Below are 22,177 nucleotides of genomic sequence, written 5' to 3'. Positions count from 1 at the left end.
GAGTTCTCAAGGAACGGACGCTTCCTTTGTACTCACCCTCTCGGGCTTTCCTCCGGGCTTTCGTTCTGTGTTCTTGCGTTTCCGACTCTATCAGACTCTTTCGTGTCCGACTTCCTCGGTGCTTTCCAGTTCCTGCGCTTTCGCGCTTTCCCTTTCCGGCGATTCCGACTCTATCAGCGATTTCCCGAGCCTTTGACCGCTCCCGCATTACCGAAAAGGCATACGAAAAGACAGCAAGGAGATCAAGATCGTTGATGAAGAGGAGGAGTCCCGTCCATCTGCCGTTCGCGAGAAGTTCACACGGGGCGTCCTGGCGGGAGTCACGACAGTACAGGCCCCATGGTGCCCAAGCAAATCGATTCAGGCGTATGGTCTAGTCCACCGGTCTAGTCCACTAGTCTCCGTGCCGAAGGGCCAGCCCGGATCGGGACCAACATCGGGCGAACCCGAACATCAAGTGACATATCCTTCAGAAGAGTACGCCGTTCGCGACAGGCAGTGACGGCGACACGATGAGCCCCACCCCTGGGAGGCCCCCATGACCAGCGTGACGTCCCCACTTGCCGGGATCGCCATCGGACTCGCGGCAGTGCCGGATCCGGTGTTCTCCGGCGCGATGGTGGGACCGGGCACCGCCATTGACCCCGTGCGCGAGCCCTCGGAGGCGGTGTCCCCCGTCGACGGTGTGGTCGTGTCCCTGCACCCGCACGCGTACGTAGTGGTCGACAGCGAGGGCCACGGTGTACTCACGCACCTCGGGATCGACACGGTTCAGCTCAACGGCGAGGGCTTCGAGCTGCTCGTGAACAAGGGCGACACCGTGACCCGCGGCCAGGCCGTCATCCGCTGGAACCCCGCTGCCGTCGTGGCCGCCGGCAAGTCGCCCATCTGCCCCGTCGTGGCGCTCGAGGCGACGGCCGAATCCCTCTCCGACGTCGTCGACTCCGGCGACGTGAAGGCTGACGACGCTCTCTTCAGCTGGCAGTGACGCTTCCGCCCGTAGCGGGCGAGTGAGTCGGACATCCACCGCGGCGGCTCGGCCCGCCGCTCAACCGGAGACGGGTGAAATGGAGACAACGCTGCGAGGCGTCGGCGTGAGCCACGGTGTGGCGATCGGCGAGGTGCGGCACATGGGCACGGCGGTTCTCGAGCCGCCGGCCAAGCAGATCACCGCGGACGAGGCGGAGCGCGAACAGGGGCGCGCCCGTCAGGCGGTGAGTGCCGTGGCGGCCGATCTGATCGCGCGTGGCCAGCTGGCCGGTGGCGAGGCCCAGCACGTGCTCGAGGCCCAGGCGATGATCGCCGAGGACCCCGAGCTGATGGCGGACGTCGACCGGCGGATCGCCGTCGGCAGCACCGCCGAGCGGGGCGTGTACGACGCCTTCGCCTCCTACCGCGATCTGCTCGCGGGGGCCGGCGAGTACATGGCCGGCCGGGTGGCCGACCTGGACGACGTACGGAACCGCATCGTGGCGCGGCTGCTGGGCGTGCCGATGCCGGGTGTGCCCGACAGCGACGAACCGTACGTGCTGATCGCGCGGGACCTGGCTCCCGCGGACACGGCGCTGCTGGACCCGACGCTCGTCCTCGGTTTCGTGACCGAGGAGGGCGGGCCGACCAGTCACAGCGCGATCCTCGCGCGGGCGCTGGGCGTGCCGGCGATCGTGGCGCTTCCGGGTGCCGGTGAGATCGCCGAGGGCACGGTGATCGCCGTCGACGGCAGCACCGGTGACCTGTACGTCGAGCCCACCGCGGAGAAGAAGGCCGAGCTGGCGGCCGCGGCCGCCGAGCGCAAGGCGGCTCTCGCCGCCTCGTCGGGTCCGGGTGCGACGTCCGACGGTCACAAGGTGCCGCTGCTGGCCAATGTCGGCGGGCCCGCCGACGTGCCGGCGGCCGTCGAGGCGGGGGCCGAGGGTGTGGGTCTGTTCCGCACCGAGTTCCTCTTCCTGGACGACAGCAAGAAGGCGCCGTCCGAGGAGAAGCAGATCGAGTCCTACCGCAAGGTGCTCGAGGCGTTTCCCGAGGGCCGTGTCGTCGTGCGGGTGCTGGACGCCGGCGCCGACAAGCCGCTGGACTTCCTGACCCCGGCCGACGAGCCGAACCCGGCGCTGGGCGTCCGCGGGCTGCGCTCGCTGCTGGACCACCCGGACGTGCTGCGCACGCAGCTCACCGCGCTGGCCAAGGCGGCCGAGGGGCTGCCGGTCTACCTCGAGGTCATGGCCCCGATGGTCGCCGACCGCACCGATGCCAGGGCCTTCGCGGACGCCTGCCGTGAGGCGGGCCTCAAGGCGAAGTTCGGCGCGATGGTGGAGATCCCCTCCGCCGCGCTCCGGGCGCGCTCGATCCTGCAGGAGGTCGAGTTCCTGTCGCTGGGCACGAACGACCTCGCGCAGTACGCCTTCGCCGCCGACCGTCAGGTCGGAGCGGTGTCGCGGCTGCAGGACCCGTGGCAGCCGGCGCTGCTCGACCTCATCTCCATGTCGGCCGAGGCCGCCAGGGCCGAGGGCAAGAGCTGCGGTGTCTGTGGTGAGGCCGCTGCGGACCCGCTGCTGGCCTGTGTGCTGACGGGTCTGGGTGTCACCTCCCTGTCGATGGGTGCCGCGTCGATTCCCTATGTGCGGGCGACGCTCGCCAAGTACACGCTCGCCCAGTGCGAGCGTGCCGCGGCGGCCGCCCGTGCGGCGGACAGCGCCGAGGAGGCGCGCGTGGCCGCGCAGGCGGTGCTCTCCGGCGAGTAGCCGGACGCGGTGTGGTGTGGATCGAGGGGCCTTCGCCGGTGGCGAGGGCCCCTCGGTCGTTCAGTGGTGCGGGCCGGGGGCGTCGACCTCGTAGCCGGGGCAGTATTCGACCCCGGGTTCCGGGGCGACGGGCTCCCCCGTGTCGGCGTCGGTGCAGTAGGCGTTGAAGACGGCCGCGGCGGAGAGTGCGGTGAGGCGGCCGCGGTCCAGGCGCCAGCCGTGGACCCTGTCGCGGTGGCCTTCGGTGGTGCTCCGCACCACCAGTCCCCCGGGTCCGCCCTGGGCGAGCCCGGCGGCGAGGACCGTCACGAAGTCGAGGCCTTCGCGGCCCTCGATGCGCGGTGGGGTGTCGGGGTCAGCGGTGGTGTCGGCGTGGAGGACGGCGACGAGCTGTTCCGCCTCGGTCGGGATGCTGCAGACGAAGTGGTGGTGGCCGGGTCCGGCGCCGGCCACGAGGCGTTTGAGCGCGTCGCTCGCGCGGTCGAAGGAGGCGTGGCCGATGTCCTCGCCGCAGTCCGCGCAGCGGCCGATTCCGGCGAGGAGGGTGGTGGCGTACTCCCAGGTGGCCTGGCGGACCGCCTCGTCGATGAGGAGCGGGACGATCTCGTCGACGGGCTGCCCGGTGTAGGGCAGGACGGCGCTGCCGCCGGCCAGTTCCGCGGTGAAGCGGGTGCGGGTCTCGGCGGTGTCGGGATCGAGGCCGTGTTCCCCGCAGTACTCGGCGTACGCGTCGGGGTCGAAGAGGGCGACGGTGGTGTGGATGCCGCGGGCCGCGAGGGACCGGAGCAGGCCGTCGACGTGGCGGAGGTAATCGGCGTAGTCGGCGGGGTGGTCGAAGGTGAAGCTGCGGTAGCCGCACATGGCCGCGAAGTCCCCGGCGTCGGCCAGCAGGCCGAGGGTGCTGGGGACTTCGCGGCGCAGCGTGCGGCGCCTGTCGGTGTCGTGGTCGTTCTTGCGCGGTGGCATGGTTCCCCCTGAGTGACGCGATCTTCTGCTCACTCAGAGTAATCATCGCCACTGACAGTGACGACTTCCTCAGCCGCGGGTGCGGGCCAGCTCCTCGTAGAAGTGGAGGAGGTCGAGGTTGTCCACGGAACCCGGGTTGACCGCCTTGGCCAGGGGGGTGCCCTGGAGGAGCCGCTTGACCGGGACCTCGATGCGCTTGCCCGTGAGGGTGTGCGGGATGCCGGGGACCTCGATGATCTCGTCGGGGACGTGGCGAGGGGAGAGTTCCTCGCGGATCGTCGCCTTGATCCGGGCGCGCAGGTCGTCGTCGAGGGTGGCGCCGGGGGCGAGGTGGACGAAGAGCGGCATCCAGTAGCCGCCGTTCGGCTCCTCCAGGCCGATGACCAGGGACTCCTTGATCTCGGGGAGTCGCTCGACGGCCTCGTAGATGTCGGCGGACCCCATCCGGACGCCCTGGCGGTTCAGGGTGGAGTCGGAGCGGCCGTGGATGATCACCGAGCCGTGGTCGGTGATCGTGATCCAGTCCCCGTGGCGCCAGATCCCCGGGAACATCTCGAAGTAGCTGTCGCGGTAGCGGCTGCCGTCGGGGTCGTTCCAGAAGTGGATCGGCATGGACGGCATGGGGTTGGTGACGACGAGCTCGCCGACCTCGCCGATGACGGGCTTGCCGGACGGGTCCCACGACTGCAGGTCGGTGCCGAGGCAGGCGGCCTGGAGCTCGCCGATGTGGACGGGGAGGGTGGGGACCGCGCCGGCGAAGCAGCTGCAGACGTCGGTGCCGCCGCTGACGGAGGCGATCCAGAGGTCCTCGGCGACCTCGTCGTGGAGCCAGCGGAAGCCGTCGGGCGGGAGCGGGGAGCCGGTGGTGGCCACGCACTTCACGGCGGAGAGGTCGAAGTCGCGCGCCGGGTGGACCTCGGCCTTGCGGCAGGCCATGACGTAGGCGGCGGAGGTGCCGTAGAGGGTGGCCTTCGTCCGCTCGGCGATGCGCCACTGGGCGCCCGTGTCGGGGTAGCCGGGGCTGCCGTCGTAGAGGACGACCGTCGTACCGGTGAGCAGTCCGGAGACGAGGAAGTTCCACATCATCCAGCCGGTGGAGGTGTACCAGAAGAACCGGTCCTCGGGGCCGAGGTCGCAGTGCAGGCCGAGCTGCTTGAGGTGTTCGAGGAGGATGCCGCCCTGGGACTGGACGATGGCCTTGGGCAGGCCCGTCGTACCGGAGGAGTAGAGGACCCAGAGGGGGTGGTCGAAGGGGACCGCCTCGAAGACGGGCACCACGTCGGCGGCGGTGAGGGCGGACCAGTCGAGGGCGCCGTCGGGGGCGGGCGTGCCGAGGAGCGGGATGTGGACGACGGCGCGCAGGGAGGGGAGCTCGGCGCGGAGTTCGGCGACGGTGTCGCGGCGGTCGTGCTGCTTGCCGCCGTAGCGGTAGCCGTCGACGGTGAACAGGACGACCGGTTCGACCTGCTGGAAGCGGTCGAGGACGCTGCGGGCGCCGAAGTCGGGGGCGCAGGAGGTCCAGACGCCGCCGACGGCGGCGGTGGCGAGGAGGGCGACGGTGGCCTCGGGGATGTTGGGCAGGTATCCGCTGACCCGGTCGCCGGGGCTCACGCCGAGGGCGCGCAGTTCGGCGGCGAGCGAGCCGACCTGGCGGCGGAGCTCGGCCCAGGTGACCGGGGTGACCTCATGGGTCTCGTCCACGTACAGCAGGGCCGGGTCGTCGGCGCGGGCCGGGTCCTCGGCGGCGCGCAGGGCGTGCTCGGCGTAGTTGAGGGTGGCGCCGGTGAACCAGCGGGCGCCGGGCATGGAGCGGTCGGCGAGGACGGACTCGTACGGGGTGGTGAAGCGGACGTCGAACCACTCGGCGACGGCCTGCCAGAAGGTGTCGAGCTCGTCGACGGACCAGCTGTGCAGGGCCGGGTAGCCGCCGTCGGCGGGGGCTCCGAAGCGGGTCGCGGCCCAGGCCTGGAAGGCGGTGATGCGGGCCGCGGCGATCCGGTCGGGGCCCGGCGCCCAGAGGGGTTCCGGCTGCGTGGCTGAGGTCATGGGTCGGCTCCCGGTCAAGTCTGCGGCTCGCGCTTCGTGTGCGTACGGTGCCATCGCCCGGTGGGTGTCCGCGCGACGGCTCACAGGGACGATGCCATGTGATCGACATCCGCACCAGAGTCGTCATCGCCGCTCACGGGGTCGGCGGTATGTGGGCCGCCGCTGGTCGCGGGCGGTCACCCCGCGGGTGAACGGCAGTTGAACGCAGCCCCTTCGGCCGGGGGCCGGTGGCAGGGTGATCTCCATGGACGGTCGTGATCTGGTGCGTGCGGTGAAGGACATCGGTTCGGAGCGCGGGCGGCGTGCCTGGCGGGCGGCGTGGCGCCACCGGCGTGCGGACGCGGTGGGGCTCCCGCGCCGGGGCGCGGAGCGGGCGCGCGTGCCGGGGCTGCTGACCGGTACGGAGCCCCGCCCGGGCGGGGGTGTGCTGCGGTTCGCGCGCTCGGAGCTGCTGGTACGGGTCATGGCGGGCGGCGCGGTGTTCTGGGGCTGGGACGGGGCCGGGCCGACGCCCTCGTACGCGGTGGTGGGCGACGGGCCGGAGCCGGATCCGCGGGCGGTGCTGGAGCCGGACACCGGGGGCGGCTGGCGGGTGGTGTCGGAGCGGGTGACGGTGGCGGTGTCCCGGCACGGGGCGGTGGAGGTGCGCACCCCGGGCGGGACGGTGCTGCGGCGGGAGGCGCCGCCGCGGTGGTGGGAGCCGGTTCCCCTGGCCGGGGAGGCCGCGGTGGGGGCCGGATCCGTCTCGGGCGGGACGCATCCGACGGGGGGTGCGGCCGGGACCGGCCCCGGCGCGGTGGGCCCTCGTGGGGGGCGGTGGGTGCAGCGCAGTGAGGTGGCGGCCGACGCGCGGTTCTTCGGGCTGGGCGGGCGGGCCGCGGGGCCGCGGCTGCGGGACGGGGCGTACCGGCTGTGGAACACGGACCCGAAGGGGGGCTTCGGGCCGGGCGTCGATCCGCTGTACCTCACGATGCCGGTGCAGCTGGTGGTCGCGGACGCGGGCACGCACCTGGTGTTCCACGACAACTCCTGGGACGGGCGGGTGGTCCTGCGGGAGGGCGAGGAGGGCGCGGGCTCGGGCGCGGACCGCCCCGGGGCGAGCGAACTGCGCATGGAGGGCGGGCCGCTGCGGTGCTGGGTGCTGGTGGGGACGCCGGCGCGGGTGCTGCAGGGGTGGTCGGGGCTGACGGGCGCGGCCGCGGTGCCGCCGGAGTGGGCGCTGGGGTACCAGCACGCGCGGTGGGGGTTCGGGAGCGCGGCGGAGGTGCGGCGGGTGGTCGAGGGGTACGCGTCGCGCGGGCTCGCGCTGTCGGCCGTACACCTGGACATCGACCACTACGCCGGGCACCGGGTGTTCACGGTGGACGAGGAGGCCTTCCCCGATCTGCCCGGGCTGGCCCGGGAGTTGCGGGAGCGGGGGGTGCGGCTGGTCTCGATCGTGGATCCGGCGGTGAAGGCCGGGGACGCGGTGCACGAGTCGGGGCTCGCGGTGGGGGCGGCGGGTGCCTTCGTGCGGGACGCGCGCGGCGAGGAGGTGCGCGGTGAGGTGTGGCCGGGCGAGTGCGCGTACCCGGACTTCACGGATCCGGCGGTACGGGAGTGGTGGGGCGGGCTGTACGAGGAACGGCTCGCGCAGGGCTTCGCCGGTTTCTGGCACGACATGAACGAGCCGGTGTCGTTCGCGCCGTTCGGGGACAACACCTTGCCGAGGTCGGCGCGGCACGCGATGGACGGGGCCGGCGGGGACCACCGCGAGGGGCACAACGTGTACGCGCTGGGGATGGCACGGGCGGGGTGGGAGGGGCTGGTGCGGCTGCGGCCGGCCGAGCGGCCGTTCCTGTTCTCCCGGTCGGGCTGGGCGGGGATGCAGCGGTACGGGGGCAGCTGGTCGGGCGATGTGGAGACCAGCTGGGAGGGGCTGCGGGCCTCGCTGGCCCTGGTGTTGGGGCTCGGGCTGTGCGGGGTGCCGTACTCGGGCCCGGACGTGGGCGGCTTCGGCGGGTCGCCGTCGCCGGAGTTGTACGTGCGGTGGCTGCAACTGGGGTCGTACCTGCCGCTGTTCCGTACCCACTCGGCGATCTGGGCGGGGCGGCGGGAGCCGTGGGAGTTCGGGCCCGAGGTGGCGCGGCAGGCGGCGGAGGTGATGGCGGAGCGGGAGCGGCTGCGGCCGTACTTCGTGACGCTGGCGCACCTGGCCCGGCGGACGGGTGCGCCGTACGTCCGGCCGCTGTGGTGGGGGGCGACGGAGGACCGGCGGCTGCGGGACTGCGAGGACGCGTTCCTGCTGGGTGACGCGCTGCTGGTGGCCCCGGTGCTGGAGTGCGGGGCGGACCGGCGGGCGGTACGGCTGCCGCGGGGCCGGTGGTACGACACCGCCACCGGGGCGGCGTACGAGGGCCCCGGCCAGATCCTGCTGGACGCCCCGCAGGGGCGGATCCCGGTGCTGGCCCGGGCGGGGTCCCTGTTGCCGGTCCGCGCCGCTGGCGGTGACGGGGTGGCCTTGGAGGCGTGGGCGCCGGCGCGGGGGCGTACGGGTGGCGGGGTGGTGATCCGGGACCCGGGGCCGGGGTTCGAGGCGGGCACGGTCGAGCGGTACACCGTGCGGTGGGTGGGGGACGAGGTGGTGGTGGAGACCGATGCGGGGGCTCCGGTCTCGGGGGTCACCGTGCGGGGGCTGTAGGGCGGTCGCCGGGGCGAGGGGGCGGGTGCCGGTTCAGGATCGGGGCTCCGCCCCGGACCCCGCGCCTCAAACGCCGGCGGGGCTGGGATTGGTGGCGGGGCTGGATTGTGCGGCGGGCTGGGGGTTTCTACGCGTACTTGCCCGCGAACCAAGCCGCGGATGCCTGGGTGTGGAGGGGGAAGGCCAGGGGGGACGGGGAGCGGAGGATGTGCCAGCCCGTGGTCTCGTCGGTCGGCTCGGAGGCGGGGAGGTCGGCGGCGGGGCGGGGCGGGAGGAGGCCGAAGAGGAGGAGGTGGCCCGCCGGGGAGCTCAGGGCGTCGGCCAGGGTGACCTCGGAGGCCGGGGCCGTGATGCCGGTCTCCTCGCGGAGTTCGCGGACGACCGCGTCGCGCCAGTCCTCGCCGAAGTCGATGAAGCCGCCGGGCAGGGCGATGCCGCCGAGGGCCGGTTCGATGGTGCGGGTGATGACCACGAGGCCGGTGCCGTCAACATCCTCGACGGGCAGGAGGGTGACGGCCACCGGGAGCGGGTTGCGGTAGGCGGTCGCCCCGCAGGCGGTGCAGGTGCGGGGCCACGCGTGGGTGGAGTACGGCGCTCCGCAGGTGGAGCAGTGCGAGTCCTTCAGCTGTGCCGGCATCCGGCGATGGTATGCCAAGGGGTATGCGGATGACGGCTGTTGTGGGTGTGCTCGCGGTGCTGGCCGGCGGGGCGGCGGCGCCCTCCGAACCCGAGTCGGGTTCCGGGCCCGGGTTCGTGGTGCTGGGCGAGGTGGATCCGAGTGTCCGGCAGGACATGCGCTACGCCGGTGCGCGGAATTTCACCGGCGGGGTGGTGGACGGGTACGAGGAGCCGGTGTGCCTGCTGGCCCGGCCCGCCGCCGAGGCGCTGCGGCGGGCGCAGCGGGGGCTGCTGCGGCGCGGCTACGCGCTGCGGGTCTACGACTGCTACCGGCCGCAGCGCGCGGTGGACCGCTTCGTGCGGTGGGCGCGGGAGGCGGACGGCCCGCAGGACCGGGAACGGAAGGCGGAGTTCTACCCGAACGTGGAGCGGAGCCGGCTGATTCCGGAGGGGTACATCGCGGAGAAGTCCGGGCACAGCCGCGGAAGCACCCTCGACGTGACCCTGGAGGAACTCTCGGGCCGCGAGGTCGGCATGGGGACGGCCTTCGACTTCTTCGATCCGCTCTCGCACACCGACGACCCGCGGATCACGGGCGCCGCGCGCGCCAACCGGCAGTTGCTGAAGGGGGCGCTGGCCGAGCAGGGGTTCGTGAACCTTCCCGAGGAGTGGTGGCACTTCACGTACAAGCCGGAGGCGTATCCGGACACGTATTTCGATTTCCCCGTCTCTGTCGCCGCCGTGCGGCCGTGAGTACCGTGCCCGCATGACTTTCAGCTCGTACGAGGAATTCTGGCCGTACTACGTCGCGATGCACTCCCGGGCCGCCACCCGCTGGATCCACCTCACCGGCACGCTCACCGGGCTGGCCGTGACCGCCTACGGGCTGGCGCGCGGCCGCAAGCGCTACCTCGCCGCGCTCCCCCTGATCGGGTACGGGACCGCCTGGCCGGCGCACTTCCTGATCGAGGGGAACAACCCGGCCACCTTCGGCAATCCGGGGTGGTCGCTGCGCGGGGACGCGCAGATGATCCGGATGATGCTGGCCGGGCGGGACGCGGAGCTGGGCGAGATCGCCCGGAAGTGGCTCGCCGAGAACCCGTGCCAGGGGTGCCCGCCCGTGACAGACTTCTGACGATCCGTCAGAAGTCTGGCTTGGGAGGGGACTTGGCACGCACACGCACACCCGTCGTGACCGGATGGTTCACCGAGGACGGTCCGGACGGCGGCTTCCGGCTGCTCGGCACCCGGTGCTCGGCCTGCACCGCGGTGTTCTTCCCGCGCGAGGACGCGTACTGCCGCAATCCGCACTGCCCGGGCGGCGGCGAGCTCGCCGAGGTGCCGCTGTCCCCGCGGGGCCGGGTCTGGTCCTACACCGACGGGCGCTACCGGCCGCCCGCGCCGTACGTGTCCGACCCGGACGCGCCCTGGGAGCCGTACACGCTGGTCGCGGTGGAGCTGGAGGCCGAGGGGATGGTCGTGCTGGGGCAGGCGGCGCCCGGGGTGGGGGTCGCCGATCTGGCGGTCGGGACGGAGGTCGAGGTGGTGGGCGGCGTACTGAACGAGGACGCCGGCACCGTCTGGACGACCTGGCGGTTCAAGCCGGTGGGAGGGGCGGCATGAGCGTCGCCGACATCGCCGTCCTCGGGGCCGGCATGCACCCCTGGGGCAAATGGGGCCGCAGCTTCGTCGAATACGGCCGTACCGCCGCGCGGGCGGCGCTCGCGGACGCCGGACTGGACTGGACGGACGTGCAGTCGATCGTCGGCGCCGACACGGTGCGCTCCGGATATCCGGGCTACGTGGCCGGTGCGACCTTCGCACAGGCGCTGGGCTGGCAGGGCGCCCGGGTGACCAGCGTGTACGCGGCCTGCGCCTCCGGAGCGCAGGCCATCGGCGCGGCCCGCGCGCAGATCCTGGCGGGCCTGGCCGACGTGGTCCTCGTGGTGGGCGCGGACGCGGCGCCCAAGGGGTTCTTCGCCCCGGCGGGCGGCGATCGGCCGGACGATCCGGACTGGCTGCGGTTCCGCGTGCTGGGCGCCACCAACCCGGCGTACTTCGCGCTGTACGCCCGGCGCCGGATGGCCGTCCACGGGGACACCCCGGAGGACTTCGCCCAGGTCAAGGTGAAGAACGCGGCGGCCGGGGCGCTCAACCCGTACGCCCGCTACCGCAAGAGCGTGAGCGCCGAGGAGGTCGCGGCCTCGGCGGTGGTCGCCGATCCGCTCCGGCTGCTCGACATCTGCGCCACCTCCGACGGGGGTGCGGCGCTGGTGCTGAGCAGCATGGACTTCGCGCGTTCGCGCGGGGTGGCCGATCCGGTGCGGATCCGGGCGGTGTCCACGGTGACGCCGACGTACCCGCGGACGGTGCTGGACCTGCCGGACATCGCCACCGACTCGGCGGTTGCCGTGGATCCGGCGGCCGGCTCCTTCCGGTCCTCGATCGCGCGCGCCGCGTACGAGGAGGCGGGGCTCGGGCCGGACGAGCTGTCGCTCGCCGAGGTGTACGACCTGTCCACCGCCCTCGAACTGGAGTGGTACGAGGACATCGGGCTGTGCGCGCAGGGCGAGGGGGCGAAGCTCGTCCGGGAGGGGGCGACCGCGCTGGGCGGCCGGATCCCGGTCAACACCAGTGGCGGGCTGGCCTCCTTCGGGGAGGCGGTGCCGGCGCAGGCCATCGCGCAGGTGTGCGAGCTGACGTGGCAGTTGCGCGGGACGGCCGGGGACCGGCAGGTGCCGGGGGCGAGGGCCGGGATCACGGCCAATCAGGGGCTGTTCGGGCACGGGTCCGCCGTCGTCGCCGTGCGCTGAACAGCCCGTGTTGTCCGAACGCTTGACGGCCCCCTGCGGCAGGTTCACACTCGCTCCACAGTCCCGCGCCGCGACCGGGACCCCGAACCCCCCGTGAGAGCTGCGGCCCGTACCCCAGTCGGCGGGGGTACGGGTCGCCTCCATGTCGGGCCCGTCCTGCGGGCACCGTTCCCGGGCCCTCGTACGGGCGCCACGCGGGGCGCCTCGTACGGGCGCCATGCGGGCTCCTCGTACGGGCGCCGCCCGTCAGGCCCCCGCCGAGAGGCTCCGGCGCCGCTCGCGCGCCAGGGACATCGCGTGTTCCACGACCCCCACCAGCACGTCCTTCACGGACTCCCGGTCGCGTGCGTCGCACAGGAGCACCGGTACCCCGGGGTCGAGGTCGAGTGCCGTCCGTACGGTCACCACGGGGTGCCGGTCGGCGCCGTCGAAGCAGTTGACCGCGACCACGAACGGGATCCCGCGCCGCTCGAAGTAGTCGACGGCCGCGAAGCAGTCGGCGAGGCGGCGGGTGTCGGCGAGGACCACGGCACCGAGCGCGCCCTGGGCCAGCTCGTCCCACAGGAACCAGAAGCGGTCCTGTCCGGGCGTGCCGAACAGGTACAGCACCAGGTCCTCGCGGAGCGTGATGCGCCCGAAGTCCATGGCCACGGTGGTGGTGCTCTTGCCCTCCACTCCCCCGGTGTCGTCGACACCGACGCCCGGCTCGGAGAGCCGTTCCTCGGTCCGCAGCGGTCTGATCTCGCTCACCGCACTGACCAGGGTGGTCTTGCCCACCCCGAAGCCGCCCGCGACCAGGATCTTCAAGGTCAGCGGTTCGACCGGCGACACCGCGTGCATGGCACCGGTGCGGCTAAAGCGCCCGAAGGCCATCGATCACCTCACGCAGAATGGATTCATCGGGCAGTTCGGCCGGTGGTACCGGCCTGGTCACGTGGACCAGTTCCTCGTCGACCAGGTCGCCGATCAGGACGCGCACGACCCCGACCGCGAGGTCGAGGTCGGCCGCGAGTTCGGCGACCGACTGGGGTCCGCCCCGGCACAGCCCGAGGATGTGGGCGTGTTCCGGGGAGAGGGTCATGTCCCAGACCGGATCGTCGGCCGCCGCTTCGGCGACGACGAGCGCGATCAGGTCGAGGCGGTGCTGACCCGCGTGGCTGGTCCGGCCGCGGGTCATGGCGTACGGGCGTACGACGGGACCCGCGTCGTCGTCGAACCAGTGCGCGTGGTCGGGGCCGTCGGCCGACGGATCGACGGGGAAGCCGAAGCCGGCGGCGAGGTCGGTGTCGGTGTCAGTGCCGGTGGAGTGGTCCTGGCCTGGATCGCTCATGCCGTACGACTCACCCTCCGGCTGGCAGCCCGGTGCGCGGGGCGGTCGCCAGGTGGTCGCCCACTCGCTTGACCATCAGCGTCATCTCGTACGCGACCTGCCCGACGTCCGAGTCGGCGTCGGCCAGCACGGCCAGGCAGCTGCCGTCGCCCGCGGCCATGACGAAGAGGAAGGCCTCGTCGAGTTCGACGACGGTCTGGCGGACCCGGCCGGAGTCGAAGTGCCGGCCCACGCCCTTGGCCAGGCTGTGGAAACCGGAGGCCACGGCCGCCAGGTGCTCGCTGTCCTCACGGGTGAGGTCCTTGGAGCTGCCGGTGGGCAGGCCGTCGCCGGAGAGGACCACCGCCTTGCGGATGGAGCCGACCCGGTCGACGAGCTCGTCGAGGAGCCAGTTGAGCGGGCCGGAGCCGCGGCCCCTGGTGTCGTTGCCGGTCTGCGGTGCGGTCATCGACCGTCCCCTTCGTTCTCGAATCCGGGACCGCCGGCGGCGGAGGTGCCTGCCTCGGGCTCGGACTGCTGCGGTGCGTGCTGGTTGCGGCCGGCCGTCCAGCCGCGCTGGAGTGCGGACATGCGCGTGCGTACGTCTTCCGCGTCGCGGTCGGCCACCTGGTCAGTGGCGGCTTCGGCGGGTGCGGCGGACGGGGACTTCTTGAGCTGGGGTGCCAGGCTGGCCTGGCGGACGCGGCGGGGAAGCCCGCCGGTGCCCGGGCCGGGTGCGGGGTCCGTGTCGCCGGATCCGGCCGCGGAGGCGGGGGTGGGCCGCGGGACCACCGACACCGGACGCTCCACCCGGCGGCCGTGCTCGGCGACCAGGGTCGGCGCGGGGCGGCGGCGCGGCAGCGGTACGGCTCCCGCGGAGCGGGGGCCGTCGGATCGCGAGGCCTCCACGCGCTGGGTCTCCAGCCGGACGGGGCCGGTGGGGGCGAGCGATTCGCGGTCGCGCTCGCCCTTGCGGGCGCCGTTGCGTTCGGTGTGCCGGTCCGTGTGCGGCCGGTCGGCCGGGCGCAGGCCCAGCAGGGCGCTGCGGGGGGTGCCGTTCGGCGGGGTCTCGTCGTCGAGGGTGGCCATCACGGGGCGGCCGGCGGCGGGGCGGCCCGCGATGCGGGCGGCGTCGTCCAGGGCGGCGGGGTCGTCGAGGGCGTCCAGCGGGTCCAGGCCGTCCAGGCCGCGGCCCACGAGCGGAGCCTCCAGCTCGACCGGGCCGCGCAGTTCGGCGGCGGGCAGCGGGCGGCCGGCGGCGCGCTCCACCGCGGCCGGCGCGGGCCGCTCGGACGGGGTCCGACCGGTGTGGGCGGCCGGCGCGGGCCCGCCGGACCGTACGGGCGTGGCGGCCGCGCCGCGGGGACCGTCGAGGCGCACGCCGTTGCCGTTGGTCTCGGGGGCGTCGGTGAGCAGCGCCACGGGGAGGAAGACCACCGCGGTGGTGCCCCCGTACGGGCTGGGCTGGAGGACGACCTTGACGCTGTGGCGCTGGGCGAGGCGGCTGACGACGAACAGGCCGAGGCGGTCGGTGTCGGAGAGTTCGAACTCGGGGGTCTCGGCGAGCCGGAGGTTCGCGTCGAGCAGCGCCTCCGGAGTCATGCCGAGGCCGCGGTCGTGGATCTCCAGGGTGAAACCGTTCGCCACGCGCTCGCCGTGCACCTGGACCGCGGTGTGCGGCGGCGAGAACACCGTGGCGTTCTCCAGGAGTTCGGCGATGAGGTGGGTGATGTCGGCGACGGCGGGGCCGACGATGCCCAGGCGGGTCAGCCGGCGCACCTCTATGCGCTCGTAGTCCTCGACCTCGGCGACGGCGGCCCGTACGACGTCCATCAGCTGGACGGGCTTGCGCCACTGGCGGGAGGGCGCGGCGCCGGAGAGGATCACCAGGCCCTCGGCGTGGCGGCGCATGCGGGTGGTCATGTGGTCGAGGCGGAAGAGGTCGGCGAGCTCCTCGGTGTCCTCGGTGCGGCGTTCCATGGTGTCGAGGAGGGTCAACTGGCGGTGCAGCAACACCTGGTTGCGGCGGGCCAGGTTGACGAACACCTCGGAGACGCCGCGGCGCAGGTCGGCCTGTTTCACGGCGGCTTCGACGGCGGCGCGCTGGAGGGTGTTGAGGGCCTGGCCGACCTGGCCGACCTCGTCCTTCTCGTATTCGAGGTGGGGCGCCTCGGTCTCCACGTCCACCGGCTCGCCGGCTGCGAGGCGGCGCATCACGCTGGGCAGCCGGACGCCGGAGGCCTCGTGGGCCTCCTTGCGGAGCCGGGACAGGTCGCGGACCAGGTCGCGGCCGATGCGGACGGAGAGGATCAGGGACACGATCAGGGCGAGGAAGCCGAGGACGCCGGCCGCGGCGGCCTGGACCATGACGTCCCTGGCGACGGGCTCGATGCGCTCCTGGTAGCGGTCGCCCGCGGCGGTGTTCATGGCCGCGAGGTCGTCGAGGACCTTGATGGCGGCCTCGTCCCACTGGGCGGCGGTGACGCTGCGCGGCTTGTTGACGGCGCCGCCCGCGATGAACCGTTCCTCGGCGTCGCGCAGGGGCTTGCTCTGGGCGTCCTTCCAGAACAGCTCGAACCGCTCCCGGTCGTCGGCGGGGAGGGTCACGAGGTTGAACTCGTAGAGCAGCGTGCGGTTGGCGGCGAAGTCGGAGACGTGGCGCACGTCGGGTGCGGTGACGTTGCGCGCGGCGAGGGCGGCGGCGACGACGGCGTCCTCGCGGGAGAGCAGCTCGCGGGCGCGGCTGATGCCGACGAGGGCGCGGCCCTCCTTGTCGACCTCCACGTTGTCCAGGCCGTGGAGGTTCATGAGGAAGTCGTAGCAGGGGTCGACGAGCCGGTTGTAGAGCTCCAGGGCCTGGGTGGGGTCCAGGGCGTTCTGGTCGACGGAGCGGCGCATGGCGCCGATGCCCTGGAAGGCGGCGACGATGGAGCGCAGGCGCTGGGAGCTCTGCGAGCTCAGCTCGTCGATGACCTTGGGGTCGCGCGCGCTCACGCTGATCTTCTCGACGGCCTCGTCGGTTTCGGCGCGGCGCTTGGTGAGTTCGGCGGTGGCGGTGGCGGCCCGTGGGTCGCCGAGGACGACGAGGGTCTGGCGCCGTTCCTTCTGGATGACGCGGACGACGTCCTCGACGGGATAGCCGACCTTGTCGATCACATAGGCCACGTCGAAGAGTTGGAGCGCCTCACGACCGGTGATGACCGTGGCGAAACCCCAGAGGGCGGTCAGGGAGACGAGCGGCACAAGGAGCAACGCCACGATCTTCCGGCGGATGGACTTCCCGCGAAAGCGCATGGCCTCCCCAGCCTCCCCCAGGTCAACCCCGTTACCGGGGGTCGGTGTTCCGTCATTTAAACGGCGTGAGCCTACTACTGCTCTGGAGCAGGTTCGAAGGCGTGTCCGGACGTTTTCGGCCTGACCCCTGGAGGAAGATCACCAGTTGTCCGACACTTCCGGTCAAGAGCGGCCCGATATGTGGCAGATGACACTTGGTGAGGCGTCGGTTCCCGCAACCTGATGGATGGCTGGAATTATTTGTTCCGCGATCACGGTGGCCCGTGGAGGCATCCGCGATTCGGGAATCTCTCGGTGTCGTCGGACGTCTGTCTGTTCGAGGGCCGCGTCGGGGGTAGACGTGGTGGGTAGGCATACGGACCGCGGCGTGGGGAGTGAGCGGACCATGAGCAGTGACGAGGGCGGCGGCGGGGCGGGTTCGGGCGCGTACGCGGGGGTCGCGGGGCGGGGGCTGTGGGTGGAGGAGCCGACCCGCCGGCGCCGGATGCCCGATCCGGTTCGGACGTCCGCGGTGCGGGCGGTGGTGATCGTGGCCGTGACCCTGACCCAGGCGACGATCACGTTCTTCCTGACCCTGACCGGGTCCTGGCTGGCCCTGCCGATGGCGCTCTGCGCGATAGCGGGGACGATCGTGGCCACTTGGGGCGCGCTGGACGTGTTGATCACCCGGCAGATGTGGAACCAGCGGTACGGGGTCCTCTCGGAGCCGAGCAGCACGGCGCGCCGGCGGTCCCGCGAGGCCCACAGGGCCGCCCGCGGCCGCGAGGCCACCCCGGGCCGAATACCCCGCGAGGACGGCCCCCTGGCCACCTCCGGGCCGTACACCACGCGCTGACGGCGGACCCGCCCCCGCCCCGCCCCTGCTCGCGCCGAGCGGCGCGAGCAGGGGCGGGGGTGAGGGGCGCGTCCGGCCGGGCGCCGCGCGTCAGGAAGGGACGCCGCTGCGGCGGAACATGCGGGTGGCCGTGATCTCGCCGTGGATGGTCTCCTCCTCCGGGGACTGCTGCGGCAGGCCCGGGCGCAGGTGTTCCTCGACGCTGATGTACTTCAGGCCCGCCCGCAGGTCCGCGTCGTTGCGCAGCCGGATCACCAACGGGAACTCGGCGAGGGCCGTGGTGTCGAACAGGCCCGTCGTGTAGAGCAGTTGGACGCCCAGCGCGTCGGAGACGGCCCGCTGGAGCTCCAGCAGGTACGTGGCGTTCGCGCGGCCGATCGGGTTGTCGAGGAAGAGCGTGCCCGCGTGGCGGTGCTTGTCGCGGCCTCGGTCGTTGCTGCGCAGCGCCGCCATCGTGCAGTAGAGGGCGATCGCGGCGGTCAGCAGCTGCCCGCCGGAGAAGACGTCTCCCATCTGGCCGACGGGGACGCGTTCGGCGCGCAGCACCGCGTCCGGCTTGAGGATCTCCACGGAGATGCCCTTGGGTTCGAGGGCCGCCTGGACGCCGCGCAGCAGCAGGGACATGCCGTCGCGGCGGCCCTCGCCGAAGGAGGCGGTGCTGTTCTTCTTCACGGCCGCACGGGTGGCCTCGTCGATGACCTCGCCGAGCCGTTCCGTGAGCGTGGCCTGGTCCGGCTCCTCGAAGCGGATCCGCAGGAACTCCTGGCCCGACCATTCGCCCAGGCCCTCGGGGAGCTGGGAGAGGCGCTGCGCGGAGCGGAGCGTGGCCAGGGCGGATTCGACGAGGCCGCGCAGGCGGTCGACGATGCTGTCGCGGTTGCGCTCCAGCTGCGCCAGCTCGTCGGTGAGGACGCGCAGCCGGGGGGCGAAGGCCGCCGCCCAGGCCGCCGCGTGCTCGGGCAGGGCCGCGGCGGGCAGTTCCCGGATCTGCTGGCGCGCGGGGGTGCGTACCTGCTCGTAGCGGGTGGAGTTGGCGTGCCGGACCAGGATGTCGCTCGCCTCGCGCACCGCGGACTCGGCGGCCGAGAGGTCGGCGGAGCAGCCGCGCAGGGAGCGGCGGGCCTCGGTGGCCGACTGGCGGGCCTCCTCCAGGGTGCCCGGGTGGGGCACCGGCTCCTGCTCGTCCTCGGCGTGCGCGTGGTCGCGCAGGAGGTCGCGCAGCAGGGCGGCGGTCTCGTCGAAGCCGCCGGCGCCGTCCTCGGCGGTGCGGTGGGCGCGCAGCAGGTCCGCGTGGGCGGCGCGGGCGCTCTCCACGGCCGCGGTGTGGGCGGCGAGCTGGGCGGTGGCCGTGCGGAGCAGGGCCTGGGCCTGTTCGACGTCCCCGGGGACCAGTTCCTCGGGCAGTTCGGTGTGCGCCTCGCCCTCGGCGGGGGCGTGCCGCTCGGCCTCGCCGCGCAGCCGGCCGAGCTGCTCGCTGGCGGTGGACGCGCGGGTCTCCAGCATCTGCACGAGGGACTCGGCGCGGGCGGCGGCGGCCTGCCGCGAGGGGCCGTCGGCGCCGTCGGTGCCTTCGAGGAGCTGGGCGGCGCGGGTGCGGACCTTGTTGGTGAGGCGGTCGAGTTCGGCGAGGGCGGCGCTCTCGTCGCTCTCGGCGCGGGCCTGTTCGGCGCGCAGGTCGGCGCCGACGCCCACCTTCTCGTAGAGCTGGGAGGCCGCGCGGTAGGCCTCGCGGAGGTCCGGGAGGGGTACGCGCGGGCCGTCCGCGTCCGCCTCGGGCAGCTGGTCGGGGGCGCCGGCGATCTCGGCTCGCTCGGCGCGCAGGGCGCGGGCGGTGCGGCGGGCGTCGTCGGCCGCGCGCTGGGCGGCGCGGCGGTCCTCGTCGGCGGCGCGGGCGCGGTCCAGGCAGACCTCGGCGCGGGCCTCGGACTCGGCGGCCTCGTCGGCGAGTTCGCGGAGCCTGGCCTGCCAGCCGGCCCGCTCGCGCAGGCGGTAGGCGAGGCCGGCGAGGGCGTCGGCGACGCGGCGGGCGCGCTGGGCGGTGTCCTGGCGCTCCTCGCGGACGCGGGCGGCGTCGGCGGCGGCCTCGTCGGCCTCGGCGCGTACGGTACGGGCCTCCGCGAGCTCGGCGTCGGTCTCCTCGGCGAACGCCCGGGCGGCCGCGGCCTGTTCCGCGAGTTCGGTGAGGCGGCCGGGCGGGCAGCCGGTGCGCCAGGAGGCGAGGCGGGCGGCGAGTTCGCGGTCGCCGGAGAGGCGGGCGGCGAGCTCGCGGATCTCGGTGTCGCGGGCGGCGGCGCGGGTGCGCAGCGCCTGGCGCTCCTCGTCGGCGGCGCCTTCGTCGTGCATGGCCGGGTTCGGCGGGACGAGGAACACGGCGGTGTCGGAGTCGTCGGCGGCCGGGACCGGCGCGAGGAGTGCGGCGGCGGTGCCCACGGCGACGGTGGAGCGGGGCAGCAGGGCGGCGCCGTTGAGGACCTCGCGGGCCCGGCTGTGGGTGTCGGGGTCGGTGATGACGACGCCGTCGACGAGTTCGGGGCGGGCGGCGAGGACGGCGGCGTGGTCGGCCGGGTCCACGGACTGGGCGAGGTAGCGCCAGCCGGGGAGGGCGGGGATGCCGTGCTCGCCGAGGTACTCGACGGTGGCGAGCACGTCGGGGCCGGGCGGCAGCAGGCCGCCGTCGCCGAGGGCGCCGAGGATGCGGGAGTCGTCGGCTGCGGCGGTGCGCAGCTCGAACAGCTGGCGTTCGGCCGCGGCGACCCCGTCGGTGAGCAGGGTGCGCAGGTCGTCGGCGTTCCGATCGAGGTCCGCGACGGTGAGCCCGCCCGCGCCGGCGGCTTCGGGGCGGCCGGCGGGCCCGGTCTGGGCCGGACCGTGTCCGGCGGAGCCGTGCGCCGCGCCGGCCGACGCGGCCGGTGCGGGCTGCGCGACGGATCCCGCGTAGGGGCCGGAGGCGGCGCTCTGCGTGCGCGGGTGGGGAAGGAGGGAGGCGGGCGCCGAGGGCAGGCCGAGGAGTTCGGCGAGTCGGGGGGAGGCGGCGAGGGAGGCAGCCGCCCGGTACTCGGCGTCGTGCGCGGCCTCGGCCGCCTCGGCGGCGTCCGCCGCGCGCGCGGCGGTGAGTTCGGCGCGGGATTCCGCGGCGGCGGCCTCGCGGGCGGCTTCGGCGCCGGCGCGCGCGGCGTCCCGGGCCTCGTCCCAGGCGGCCACGGCGGTCTTCTCGGCGTCGGTGGCGGCGAGGGCCGCGCGCGCCGGGTCGGCGTCGGGGGCGGAGTCGTCGAGCCAGCCGGCCCGGACGGCCTCGGCGGTCTCCTGCTGGACCTCGGCGAGGCGCGAGCGGAGGTGTTCGGCCTCGCTGCGGGCCCGCTGGGCGGCCGTCGCGGCGGCGGTGGCGTCGCGGTGGGAGTCCTCGCCGGTGGCCTGGAGGGCGGCGGAACGCTCCTCCTCCTCGTTGGCGAGCCGTTCGCCGTGCTCGGCGGCGGTGTGCAGGGCTCGTACGAGTTCACCGGCGGCCGTGGCCCGCGCGGCGAGCGCGGGGGCGGCGTCCCGCTCGGCTTCGAGGATCGCGACGGCGACGCGGGCGGAGCGGTCGGCGGCGGCGCGGTGGCGCAGCACGGTCTCGGCGGCCTGCCACGCGGAGTGCAGGGTGCGTGCTTCGAGGAGTTCGCGGCGCTGGGCGGCGGCGGCCTTGTCGGCGACGGTCAGGGCCAGCGAGGCGTGCCGGTAGGCGAGTTCGGCGGAGACGGCGGCGCTGCGGGCGCGGGCGGAGTCGGCGGCGGTGACCTGGTGGGCGGCGGCGGTGACCCGCTGGGCGAGGTCGGCGGCGCGGCCGCGTTCCTCGGCGGCGCGGGCGGACAGCCGCCGGGCGAGGGTGCGCGTACGGCGTTCCGCGCCCGCGTGGACGTCGCGCAGCCGGGAGCGGGCCCCAGCGGCCTCGACGATCTTGGTGAGCAGGTCCACCGAGCCCGCGGTGAAGTCGCGTTCGGCCATGAGCTCGGCGCGGCGGCCGAGCTTGTTGCCGAAGCCGTGGACGAGGTCGGCGAGGCCGTCGGTGTCGCGGGTGTCGGTGACGGCGCGCAGCAGGAGGTCGGTGAAGTCGGAGTCCTTCTTCACCGCGAAGAGGCCGGCCGCCTCGCCCTCGTCGGCGTTCATCTCGCGCTGGTAGCGGAAGAGTTCGGGGTCGAGGCCGAGCTCGGTGAGGTGCTCGTTCCAGCGGTCGTGGATCTCCTCGAAGTACACCTCGAGGTGTGGGTACGCCTTGCCGGCCTCGGTGAGCGCGTCGCGGAAGCCCTTCATCGTGCGGCGGCGTCCCTGGGCACCGGAGGCGCCTTCGACGGGCGGGCGCACGGTGGTGGCCTCGGCGACGGGCAGGCTGTCGAGGCTCAGGCCGGGGCCGGGGCGGAAGGAGTACCAGGCCTCGGCGAACTTGCGCGGGTCGTTGGAGACCTGGCGGCCGCGCCATTCGCTGACCTTGCCCACGACCACGCACTCGCCGGTCTGGGTGTGCTGCCACTCCAGAGCGACGTGGCCGCAGTCGTCGGCGAGCAGGAACTTGCGCAGCACGCCGGAGCTCGCGCCGCCGAGGGTGTTGCGGTGGCCGGGGAGCATCACCGAGAAGATCAGCTTGAGGAGGACGGACTTGCCGCCCCCGTTCTCCAGGAAGAGCACGCCGGCGGGCGCGGGGCGGCGCGGCGGGCCGGTGGGCTCGTCCTCGAAGAACTCCGCCTGGGCCGGCGCCGGGTGGGGCACCGGCTCGCCGACTCCGCGCAGGTCGAGCACGGTGTCGGCGTAGCGCGCACCGGCGGGCCCGATGGAGTAGAGGCGGATCCGGGACAGCTCGTACATGGCGGCGGACTCTCGTGGTGTCTGGTGACTCAGGGCGTACGG

General features: G+C 73.9%; 16 protein-coding genes. 8 read left to right on the top strand and 8 right to left on the bottom strand.

Annotation, left to right across the window (positions count from 1 at the left end; translation table 11 throughout):
* The first annotated feature begins 538 nt into the window (after positions 1-538).
* Positions 539-988 carry a PTS glucose transporter subunit IIA gene (locus tag AB0D29_RS26965; protein ID WP_362857733.1) on the top strand — a complete coding sequence of 150 codons (450 nt, stop codon included), beginning with the start codon at positions 539-541 and terminating at the stop codon, positions 986-988.
* 79 nt (positions 989-1,067) lie between these two features.
* Positions 1,068-2,738, top strand: a complete 1,671-nt coding sequence (ptsP, locus tag AB0D29_RS26960; protein WP_362857732.1) for a phosphoenolpyruvate--protein phosphotransferase — start codon at positions 1,068-1,070, stop codon at positions 2,736-2,738.
* Between the two features lie 60 nt (positions 2,739-2,798).
* Here ptsP and AB0D29_RS26955 read toward each other — a convergent pair whose 3' ends face one another.
* Together AB0D29_RS26955 and AB0D29_RS26950 are read right to left on the bottom strand one after the other, a co-directional pair.
* A complete protein-coding gene (locus AB0D29_RS26955) occupies positions 2,799-3,704 on the bottom strand; it encodes a hypothetical protein (protein ID WP_362857731.1) in 906 nt (301 codons plus the stop codon).
* A gap of 69 nt (positions 3,705-3,773) precedes the next feature.
* On the bottom strand, positions 3,774-5,750 hold the full coding sequence (locus AB0D29_RS26950; RefSeq protein WP_362857729.1) for an acetoacetate--CoA ligase: 1,977 nt from the start codon (positions 5,748-5,750) through the stop codon (positions 3,774-3,776).
* A gap of 244 nt (positions 5,751-5,994) precedes the next feature.
* On the opposite strand from AB0D29_RS26950, the gene AB0D29_RS26945 reads away from it, so the two are divergent.
* On the top strand, positions 5,995-8,430 hold the full coding sequence (locus tag AB0D29_RS26945; RefSeq protein ID WP_362857728.1) for a TIM-barrel domain-containing protein: 2,436 nt from the start codon (positions 5,995-5,997) through the stop codon (positions 8,428-8,430).
* Positions 8,431-8,557: 127 nt separating this feature from the next.
* Here AB0D29_RS26945 and AB0D29_RS26940 read toward each other — a convergent pair whose 3' ends face one another.
* A complete protein-coding gene (locus tag AB0D29_RS26940) occupies positions 8,558-9,067 on the bottom strand; it encodes an NUDIX domain-containing protein (RefSeq protein ID WP_362857727.1) in 510 nt (169 codons plus the stop codon).
* Positions 9,068-9,096: 29 nt separating this feature from the next.
* Between AB0D29_RS26940 and AB0D29_RS26935 the strand changes: the two genes are divergently transcribed.
* Genes AB0D29_RS26935 through AB0D29_RS26920 form a run of 4 tightly spaced genes read left to right on the top strand, consistent with a single transcriptional unit; the run spans position 9,097 to position 11,861 of the window.
* A complete protein-coding gene (locus AB0D29_RS26935) occupies positions 9,097-9,801 on the top strand; it encodes a M15 family metallopeptidase (protein ID WP_362857725.1) in 705 nt (234 codons plus the stop codon).
* A 13-nt stretch (positions 9,802-9,814) separates the two neighbouring features.
* Positions 9,815-10,183, top strand: coding sequence for a DUF962 domain-containing protein (locus AB0D29_RS26930; protein ID WP_051836264.1), 369 nt, complete (start codon positions 9,815-9,817; stop codon positions 10,181-10,183).
* Positions 10,184-10,215: 32 nt separating this feature from the next.
* The gene (locus tag AB0D29_RS26925) at positions 10,216-10,671 is read left to right on the top strand and encodes a zinc ribbon domain-containing protein (protein ID WP_362857723.1); all 456 of its coding nucleotides are present in this window, start codon (positions 10,216-10,218) and stop codon (positions 10,669-10,671) included.
* Entirely contained in the window at positions 10,668-11,861 is a 1,194-nt protein-coding gene (locus AB0D29_RS26920) for a lipid-transfer protein (RefSeq protein ID WP_362857721.1), read from the top strand. The genes AB0D29_RS26925 and AB0D29_RS26920 overlap by 4 nt, the downstream gene beginning before the upstream one ends.
* A gap of 246 nt (positions 11,862-12,107) precedes the next feature.
* Here AB0D29_RS26920 and AB0D29_RS26915 read toward each other — a convergent pair whose 3' ends face one another.
* The 4 genes from AB0D29_RS26915 to AB0D29_RS26900 are packed head-to-tail and all read right to left on the bottom strand — an operon-like array spanning position 12,108 to position 16,464.
* Positions 12,108-12,701 carry an ATP/GTP-binding protein gene (locus tag AB0D29_RS26915; RefSeq protein WP_107050443.1) on the bottom strand — a complete coding sequence of 198 codons (594 nt, stop codon included), beginning with the start codon at positions 12,699-12,701 and terminating at the stop codon, positions 12,108-12,110.
* 13 nt (positions 12,702-12,714) lie between these two features.
* Positions 12,715-13,191 carry a DUF742 domain-containing protein gene (locus AB0D29_RS26910; protein ID WP_362857719.1) on the bottom strand — a complete coding sequence of 159 codons (477 nt, stop codon included), beginning with the start codon at positions 13,189-13,191 and terminating at the stop codon, positions 12,715-12,717.
* Between the two features lie 10 nt (positions 13,192-13,201).
* Complete coding sequence (locus AB0D29_RS26905; protein ID WP_030016314.1) at positions 13,202-13,639, bottom strand: roadblock/LC7 domain-containing protein; 438 nt, start codon at positions 13,637-13,639, stop codon at positions 13,202-13,204.
* Positions 13,636-16,464 carry a nitrate- and nitrite sensing domain-containing protein gene (locus AB0D29_RS26900; RefSeq protein ID WP_362857717.1) on the bottom strand — a complete coding sequence of 943 codons (2,829 nt, stop codon included), beginning with the start codon at positions 16,462-16,464 and terminating at the stop codon, positions 13,636-13,638. Before AB0D29_RS26900 ends, AB0D29_RS26905 begins: the two co-directional genes overlap by 4 nt.
* 385 nt (positions 16,465-16,849) lie before the next feature.
* Here AB0D29_RS26900 and AB0D29_RS26895 point away from each other — a divergent pair, with 385 nt between their 5' ends.
* The gene (locus tag AB0D29_RS26895) at positions 16,850-17,299 is read left to right on the top strand and encodes a hypothetical protein (protein ID WP_362857716.1); all 450 of its coding nucleotides are present in this window, start codon (positions 16,850-16,852) and stop codon (positions 17,297-17,299) included.
* 90 nt (positions 17,300-17,389) lie between these two features.
* Here AB0D29_RS26895 and AB0D29_RS26890 read toward each other — a convergent pair whose 3' ends face one another.
* Positions 17,390-22,135 (bottom strand): hypothetical protein, encoded by a 4,746-nt coding sequence (locus AB0D29_RS26890; protein ID WP_362857714.1) that lies wholly within the window; start codon positions 22,133-22,135, stop codon positions 17,390-17,392.
* Between the last annotated feature and the right edge of the window lie 42 nt (positions 22,136-22,177).

Origin of the sequence: Streptomyces sp. NPDC048424, assembly GCF_040651555.1 — a bacterium.
Classification (GTDB): domain Bacteria; phylum Actinomycetota; class Actinomycetes; order Streptomycetales; family Streptomycetaceae; genus Streptomyces.
This window is presented reverse-complemented; position numbering and strand designations above follow the sequence as displayed.